The 8,132-nt window shown below is 70.1% G+C and carries 6 protein-coding genes and 1 pseudogene; 5 read left to right on the forward strand and 2 right to left on the reverse strand.

Features of this window, described 5'->3' with window-relative positions; genetic code table 11:
* Positions 1-1,280 (forward strand): annotated as a pseudogene (locus FUT87_RS12070) (hypothetical protein); the annotation flags it as partial.
* Between the two features lie 240 nt (positions 1,281-1,520).
* Here the strand turns inward: FUT87_RS12070 and FUT87_RS31415 are convergent.
* On the reverse strand, positions 1,521-1,655 hold the full coding sequence (locus FUT87_RS31415) for a hypothetical protein (RefSeq protein ID WP_310735187.1): 135 nt from the start codon (positions 1,653-1,655) through the stop codon (positions 1,521-1,523).
* Between the two features lie 20 nt (positions 1,656-1,675).
* Between FUT87_RS31415 and FUT87_RS12075 the strand changes: the two genes are divergently transcribed.
* Positions 1,676-2,533: a non-reducing end alpha-L-arabinofuranosidase family hydrolase gene (locus FUT87_RS12075; protein ID WP_310735185.1), complete on the forward strand. Its 858-nt coding sequence runs from the start codon at positions 1,676-1,678 to the stop codon at positions 2,531-2,533.
* 30 nt (positions 2,534-2,563) lie between these two features.
* Here FUT87_RS12075 and FUT87_RS12080 read toward each other — a convergent pair whose 3' ends face one another.
* Positions 2,564-3,856, reverse strand: coding sequence for an EAL domain-containing protein (locus tag FUT87_RS12080; RefSeq protein ID WP_255489631.1), 1,293 nt, complete (start codon positions 3,854-3,856; stop codon positions 2,564-2,566).
* A 132-nt stretch (positions 3,857-3,988) separates the two neighbouring features.
* Between FUT87_RS12080 and FUT87_RS12085 the strand changes: the two genes are divergently transcribed.
* The 3 genes from FUT87_RS12085 to FUT87_RS12095 all read left to right on the forward strand — a co-directional run.
* Positions 3,989-5,182 (forward strand): VWA domain-containing protein, encoded by a 1,194-nt coding sequence (locus FUT87_RS12085; RefSeq protein WP_091725736.1) that lies wholly within the window; start codon positions 3,989-3,991, stop codon positions 5,180-5,182.
* Complete coding sequence (locus FUT87_RS12090) at positions 5,179-7,110, forward strand: autotransporter assembly complex family protein (protein ID WP_147241170.1); 1,932 nt, start codon at positions 5,179-5,181, stop codon at positions 7,108-7,110. The genes FUT87_RS12085 and FUT87_RS12090 overlap by 4 nt, the downstream gene beginning before the upstream one ends.
* 4 nt (positions 7,111-7,114) lie before the next feature.
* On the forward strand, positions 7,115-8,132 hold a 1,018-nt coding region (locus FUT87_RS12095), incomplete at its 3' end, for a hypothetical protein (protein ID WP_147241171.1).

Consider the following 8,132-nt stretch of genomic DNA (forward strand, 5'->3'; position numbering starts at 1 on the left):
CTCCAGCTCCAGCTCCAGCACCAGCTCCAGCACCAGCACCAGCACCAGCGCCAGCCTCCGCGGTGGACTTCACCCTCAAGTGGACCGAGCTTCACCAGACTATGGACGGCTTCGGCGCCTCCGATGCCTGGCATGGCCCGTTGACCGGCGCGCAGGCGGACCTGTACTTCAGCACGTCCTCCGGCATCGGGCTGTCGCTGCTGCGCATGGGCATCAATCGTGACGGTGGCACCTTCTCCACCTGGAACAACGCGAAGCTCGCCATCGCGCGGGGTGCCAAGGTGTGGGCTTCCCCCTGGTCGCCGCCGGCGAGCCTGAAGACGACGGGCGATCTCAATTCCGGCTCCTTGCGCAGCGACGCCTATGCCACCTGGGCCACCACCCTCGCGTCGTTCGTGACCAACTTCAACGGCAACGTCGGCACTCCGCTGTACGCGATCTCCGCCCAGAACGAGCCGGACTTCGACACCAAGGGCCTCTACGACATGTGCCTGTACAGCTTCCCCGACATGGCCGCCTTCGTCGGCCGGCTCGGGGCGGCGGTCGCCGCGCTGAACCTGCCCTCGCCGCCCCGGATCCTGGCGCCCGAATCGGCGTCCTGGGACAAGCTCTGGAGCTATGCCTCGGCCATCAACGCCGACCCCACGGCCCGCGGCTACGTCGGCATCTACGCCACCCACCAGTACGGCGGCGTCGGCAAGTACCAGCCGCTGAACAAGCCGCTGTGGGAGACCGAGCAGTCCTCCTTCGAGGCCTTCGATCCTTCCATCGCCAATGCGCTGAAGGTGGGCGGCTGGATCAACGAGGCGATCGTCTCGGGCAACGTCACCGCCTGGCACTACTGGTGGCTCAACGGTATCAACGACGACAACGAGGGACTGATCGGCAAGAAGGGCGACTTCCAGCTGACCAAGCGGCTCTTCGCCCTGGGCAACTATTCGCGCTTCGTGCGCCCGGGGTGGGTGCGGATCGGCGTCGACGGCAGTGCTGGGGGACTCCTCATCACCGCCTTCAAGAACCCCGCCACCGGCGAGTTCGCCGTCGTCGCCATCAACGCGGGCGCCGCGACGACACGCACCTTCGCCGTCCCCGGCGCCGACGGCAGCGCCGTGTCGGCCTACGTGACGGCCGACACGGCCCTGGGCGCCATCGGCACGGACGGCAACCTGTCGCTCGGGTCGGCGTCCAAGCAGGTGCCGGCATCGATCCCGGTGGCGCAGGGCCGGTTCACCGCGCCGATCGCGTATGGCGTGACGACCTTCGTCGGGAAGACGAACTGACCCTTCTCTCGATCAACCGCCCCGCCGCCATGATTTCTCGCGCATGCAAGGTTGAACCGCCCCGCACCACCCGGATCCTGTCGGCGTTCGTCAGGGGCTGGGCGCTGGTGCCCTTCCTGCTGACGGCCTGTGGTGGTGGCAGCGACGGCAACCCGACCAATCCGCCGACCGCCAACAGCCCAGTCCCCGCTCCCGCGGCTTCGCCCACTCCGGCACCAGCACCAGCACCAGCACCAGCGCCTACTCCCGCACCTGCACCAGCGCCTGCTCCCGCACCTGCACCTGCTCCTGCTCCGGTGCCTGCTCCTGCTCCCGCACCAGCACCCCCGTCTGCGCCGGCGCCCGCTCCCTGCGCCCTGTCGTCCTCGTTCTCATGGACCTCCACGCAGCCCCTGATCGCGCCGCAGTCGGCCAGCTTCGTGTCCATCAAGGATCCGACGATCGTCCGCTACAACGATCTCTATCACGTCTTCGCCACGGTCTTCGATACGTCCAGGAACGCCTGGAGCGCCGTCTATCTGAACTTCAGCGACTTCTCCAAGGCCGCCAGCGCGGTGCAGGTGCCGCTGGCCGGCAAGCCGGTGGGCGACGCCGTCGCGCCGCAGGTCTTCTACTTCCGGCCGCACAAGAAGTGGTACCTGATCTCGCAGTGGGGCGCCAAGTACTCCACCAACGCCGACATCGCCAATCCCGACGGCTGGACCGCGCCCAGGCCCCTGCTGAGCGGCGGGCCGCCCAACGCGCTCGACTACTGGGTCATCTGCGACAGCGAGAACTGCCACCTGTTCTTCTCCGCGGACAACGGCAAGCTGTATCGCTCCAAGACCCCAATCGGCAACTTCCCCAACTTCTCGGGCTACGAGACGGTGATGTCGGACGAGGCGCCGCGCCTGTTCGAAGCGAGCAACGTCTACAAGGTGGAAGGCACCAACCAGTACCTGCTGCTGGTCGAGGCCTACGGGCCGCGCTACTTCCGCGCCTGGACATCGACCAGCCTCGATGGCCCGTGGACGGCGCTGGCGGACAAGCAGTCGGCCCCGTTCGCGGGCGCCGCGAATGTGTCGTTCGACGGCCCGCGCTGGACCAACGACATCAGCCACGGCGAAATGATCCGCGCCGGTCACGACGAGACCTTGACCATCAACGCCTGCAACATGCAGTACCTGTATCAAGGCGTCGACCCGGCATCGGCAACGTCGACGGCGGACTACGACCGGCTGCCGTATCGGCTGGGCGTGCTCAAGGCGCGATGAACCGCCCCCCGCAACGCGACGCCGCGCCGCTCACGCCTCGTTCCAGTCGACGTCCCCGCACAGCACCCGCAACCGGCCGTCCTGCCGGTACGCCACCGAGACCGTCACGCACATCCGGGCGCCGTGCAGGCTCAGGTAGGGGCGGGTGACCTGGATCTCGCCGACCGTCTCGACCGCGCGGCGGAAATAGGGACGGCGCGCCCAGCGCGCGTCGCCGGCGCGCGCCATCGGGAGGAAGCGCGGATCGATCCCGGCCGGCCCGGTGGCCGGCACCGCGCGCGGGCCGAGCTCGCGACCTTCCTCGTCGAGCAGGTAGCACATCTGCGCGCCTTCGAGCCGCAGGAAGGCCTGGCACGCCTCGGCCAGCGACCGGCCCTGCTGCAGCGGTCCCAGCGCCAGCGCGAGCGCGCTGCGGAACGGCGTCAGCCGGTCCTGGTGTTCCCGCTGCCGCCGCGCCTGGCGCTCGTTGAACAGGCCCCAGACGTCCTCGAGCGCGGACACGCCCTCCTCGTCGCGCAGGAACGGCGCCGGATGCCCGAAGGCGAAGCCCTGCACCAGGTCCACGTCCGCATCCATCGCGATCTGCGCGTCCTCGGTGGTCTCGATGCCCTCCAGCAGCACCAGCGAGCCGCAGTCATGCAGCAGCGCCACCATCTGCGACAGCGCCCGCGCCATGCGCCGCGACCCGCGCGCGCGCACCAGCAGCGAACGGTCCAGCTTGACGATCTCCGGACGGATGCGCCAGATGCGGTCGAAGTTGGAATGGCCGACGCCGAAGTCGTCCAGCGCCAGCAGGCAGCCGGTCGCGCGCGCCGCCTCGACCGCGTCCTCGAAGGAGTCGTCGCGCGCCATCACGTCCTCGGTCACCTCGAACACTAGCCGATGCGTGGGCAGGCCCAGCTGATGCACCACCTCCACCGCCCGCGCCAGCATCCGCACCTGCAGCGCGGCATGGTTGAAGACGGCCGGGTGGATGTTCAGGAACAGCCAGCAGTCCGGCTGCCGCTGCGCGACGAAGTTGTGGACGTGCAGCAGCCGGCACAGGCGGTCCAGCCAGACCTGCTGGTCGAAATTGCCGACACCCTCGAAGGCGGTGACCGGCGTGATGGGCCGGCCGCGGTCGTCCTCGACGCGGATCAGGCCTTCATAACCGACCGGCCGGCGGTGCGGATAGCCGTAGACCGGCTGGAACGCGCTGGTCAGCCGGTAGTTCTCGTAGCTGCCGACCCAGCGGCCGCGCTCCTCGCGCACCGCGCCGTACAGCGCCTGCAGCATCGCCTCGACTTCGGCGTTGTCGTCGCCGTGGCCTTGACCGTGATCCATGCACCCGATCCCAACGTTGGAAGCTCCGCGGTCCCGCGGCCGCGGACCCGTGCGTGCCGCCGATGCTACGCCCGCGGACCGGTCAACCGGCATGGATAATGCCCGGATGCCCCGGAGTTCAGGGGGAGGCCCATGCTGATCCAGTTCTTCTACACGCTGCGCGCCGCCAAGCTGCCCGTCTCCGTCAAGGAGTACCTGACCCTGCTCGAAGCCATGAAGGCCGGCGTGCTCGACGACCGCGCCGAGGGCGGCAGCGGCCCGACGGTCGACAAGTTCTACGCGCTCGCCCGCACCGCGCTGGTCAAGGACGAGGCCCTGTTCGACAAGTTCGACCGTGCCTTCGCCGCCTACTTCAAGGGCGTGGAACTGATGGGCGACCTGTTCAAGGCGCTGCCCCAGGAATGGCTCACCAAGCAGCTCGAACGCGAGCTCACGCCCGAGCAGCTCGCCCAGCTCAAGGCCCTGGACTGGGACGAGCTGATGGACACGCTGCGCCAGCGCCTGGAGGAACAGCAGGAGCGCCATGAAGGCGGCAGCCGCTGGATCGGCACCGGCGGCACCAGCCCCTTCGGCAACGGCGGCGTGAACCCGCGCGGGGTCCGCATCGGCGGCCCGGGCGGCCAGCGCAGCGCCGTCAAGGTCTGGGAGCAGCGCGCCTACAAGGACTACGACGACGGCATCGAGCTGGGCACCCGCAACATCAAGGTCGCGCTGCGGCGGCTGCGCCGCTTCGCGCGCGAGGGCTCGGAGCTGGAGCTCGACCTGGACGACACCATCCACAAGACCGCCGCCAACGCCGGCATGCTGGACATCCGCATGATTCCGGAGCGCCACAACAAGGTGAAGCTGCTGCTGCTGATGGACGTCGGCGGCACGATGGACGAGCACGTGCATCGCGTCGAGGAACTCTTCTCCGCGGTCAAGAGCGAGTTCAAGCACCTGGAGTTCTTCTACTTCCACAACTGCGTCTACGACTTCGTCTGGAAGAACAACCGGCGCCGCTTCAGCGAGAAGACCTCGACCTGGGACCTGATCCACAAATACAACCGCGACTACAAGCTGATCTTCGTCGGCGACGCCACGATGAGCCCTTACGAGATCCTGCAGCCCGGCGGCAGCGTCGAATACAACAACGAGGAAGCCGGCGCCGAATGGCTGCAGCGGCTGACCAGCCACTTCACCAGGCACGTCTGGATCAACCCCGAGCCGGCCGGGGTCTGGCAGTACCGCCAGAGCATCTCGCTGATCCAGCAGCTGATGCAGCAACGCATGATGCCGCTCACGATGGGCGGCCTCGAACAGGCGATGCGCGTGCTCAACCGATGACGGCGACGCTACCGACGCCCTCGTTCCTCCGGCTTCTGCGGCGCCTGCTGCCGATCGTGGCGATCGGCGCGGCGGGCGCGATGCTGGGCGGCTGCTCGCTGCTGCCCACCGACCGCAAGGCCGAACTCAAGGTCGCCGCCACCGAGGAACCGGACGAGGCCAATCCCAACGTCACGCGGCGCCGGATCTCCGCCTACGAGCTGATGGTCGAGGCGCCGCCGGAGCTGCGCGCGCTGCTGATGCAGCACCTGGACCTGGCGCGCTTCCGCGACACGCCCGAGGACATGCGCCTGACCGCCGCCGAGTTGCGCCGGCTCGCCGCCGTCGCGCCCGAGCAGGCGACCAAGCTGCTGGAGACCGCCGGCTACTTCAACGCCAAGGTCAGGACCGAGGAAGTGGGCGACCTGAACGACGGCGTGCGCAACCTGCGTCTGATCGTCGAGACCGGCCCGCGCGCGCTGGTGCGCCAGATGGACCTGCGCATCGAGGGGCCGCTCAAGGTCGCCGCGGAGCGCGGCGACAAGCTCGCCGGCGCGCTCGAACGCACGCTGACCCAGAGCTGGCTGCTGCAGCCGCAGACCGGCTTCAGCCAGGGCGACTGGGCGGCCGCCAAGAACGCGCTGCTGACCCGCGCCCGCGCGCAGGGGTATCCGCTGGCGCGGATGACGCACAGCGAGGCCGTCGTGCAGGCCGACGACAACCAGGTCGACATCGCCGTGACGCTGGAGACCGGACCGCTGTTCACGCTGGGCGAGTTGACGGTCGAGGGCCTGAAGCACCAGCCCGAGGACAGCGTGCGCCGCCTGGCCGGCTACAAGCTGCATCAGCCCTACAACGAGAAGCTGCTGCTCGACTTCCAGGAGCGGCTGCTGGGCACGCAGCTGTTCGACAGCGCCAGCGTCGAGATCCAGCCCGAAAGCGTCACGCCGCCGCCCGGCGCGGAGACGGTGGAGGTGCCGGTCACCGTCAAGATCCGCGAGGCGGCGCGCCAGCAGGTGACGCTGGGCGTCGGTTACCGGACCGTCGACGGCCCCAGCACCAGCATCGAATACACGCACCGCAAGCCCTTCGGCCTGAACATCCGCGAGCGCAGCAAGCTCGAGCTCTCGCGCGTGCGCCAGGCGCTGGACACCGAGATCAGCTCGCACCCGCAGCCCAACATGCAGCGCAGCCTGGCGCTGGTGAAGGTCGAGCGCATCGACGACAACGACCAGGTCAACCTCAACCTGAGCACCCGCCTCGGCTACGCCAAGGAGACCGAGCCCGAGGACCGGCTGACCTACATCGAGGTGCTGCGCGCCTGGGAGCACAAGCCCGACATCCCGACGACGGTGGCCGGCGCGGTCTCGCTGAACCAGCAGATGACCTGGCGCCGGCTGGACTCGCGGGTGCTGCCGACCAAGGGCTGGAGCGCGACGATGACAGTGGGCGGCGGCTGGGCCGACAGCTCGTCGGAGAAGAACGGGCCGTTCGCGCGCGCCACCGGCAAGGTGTTCTGGTACACGCCGCTGTCGGGCCGCTGGCTGTTCTCGACCCGGCTGGAAGGCGGCCAGATCCTGGCCAAGGGCAAGCTGGGCCTGCCCGAGGCGCTGCGCTTCCGCACCGGCGGCGACGACAGCGTGCGCGGCTACGGCTACAACGACCTGGGCCCGGTCAACTCCACCGGCGCGCAGACCGGCGGCCGCGTGCTGCTCAACGGCAGCGTCGAGGTCTCGCACCCCCTCACGCCGCGCATCCCGCAGCTGATGGGCGCGCTGTTCCTCGACGCCGGCCAGGCCGCGCAGAACTGGGGCGACTACCACCCCGCCTGGGCCTACGGCACCGGCCTGCGCTACCGCAGCCCGGTCGGCGTGCTGCGCTTCGACTTCGCCAAGGGCAACCTGGTGGACAAGTGGCGCCTGCACTTCAGCGTGGCGATCAGCCTGTAATCCGATGAGCGATCCCCGCGACGATCTCCCGCCGCCCGCGCCCTCCGGCGCGACGCCCGCCGCCGCGCCTGCTGGCGCTGGCTTCGGCCTCGGCGCCGACGCATCGGCCGCGGACGCCGCCACGGTGTCGCCGGGCGGCGGCCCCCCCGGCGCGACCGACAACGGCGACGCGGCGCGGCGGACGCGCCGTCGGCGCCGCGGCCGCGGGCTGCTGTGGGTGCTGCTGGCCGCGACGGTGCTGGTCGGCCTGCTGCTGCTGGCGCTGGTCTGGGCGCTGAAGACCGAAGGCGGCACGGCCTACGTGCTCGCGAAGGTGCCGGGGCTGACGCTGCAGCAGGCGCGTGGTCGCCTGCTGGGCGACTTCGACGTCGAGCGCGCCGAGCTGGTGTTGCCCGGCACCGAGGACCGCATCGTCCTGGAGCAGCTGCAGTGGCGCAACGTGCGCCTGGCCTGGAACCGGTCGCCGCTGCTGTGGGGCGAGGTCCGGGCGGACCGGCTGGCCGTCGCGCGGCTGCGGGTGCAGATGGCGCCCAGCGCGTCGACCGAGCCGGCGAAGCCGCCGCTGAGCCTGCTGTCGCCGGTGGCCATCACGATCGCCGACCTCGAGATCGGCGAGCTCTTCGCGCCCGGCCTGGACCAGCCCCTGCGCGGCCTGCGCGGCAGCGCGGCGCTGGGCAGCGATGGCGGCCAGCAGCACGCGCTGACGATCAGGTCGCTGGCCTGGCAAGGACTGACCCTCGCCGGCGAGGCCCGCATCGCGACGCGTGACGACCTGAAGCTCGCCAGCCGCTGGACGCTGAGCCAGCCCACCGGCGAGCTGCCGTGGACGGCGCCGTTCCAGTTGGACGGACCGCTCGCGGACCTGACGCTGAAGGGCTCGCTCGAGGCGGCCAAGCAGCGGCTGCAGGTGCAGGCGCGGCTGCAGGCCTTCGCGCCCTTCCCCGTCGCCCAGCTGCAGGCGCGAGCGCAGGACCTGGATCTGGCCGCGCTGCTGCCCGGCACCGACGGCGCGCTGGCGCTGG

It is taken from the genome of Mitsuaria sp. TWR114 (assembly GCF_007997345.1).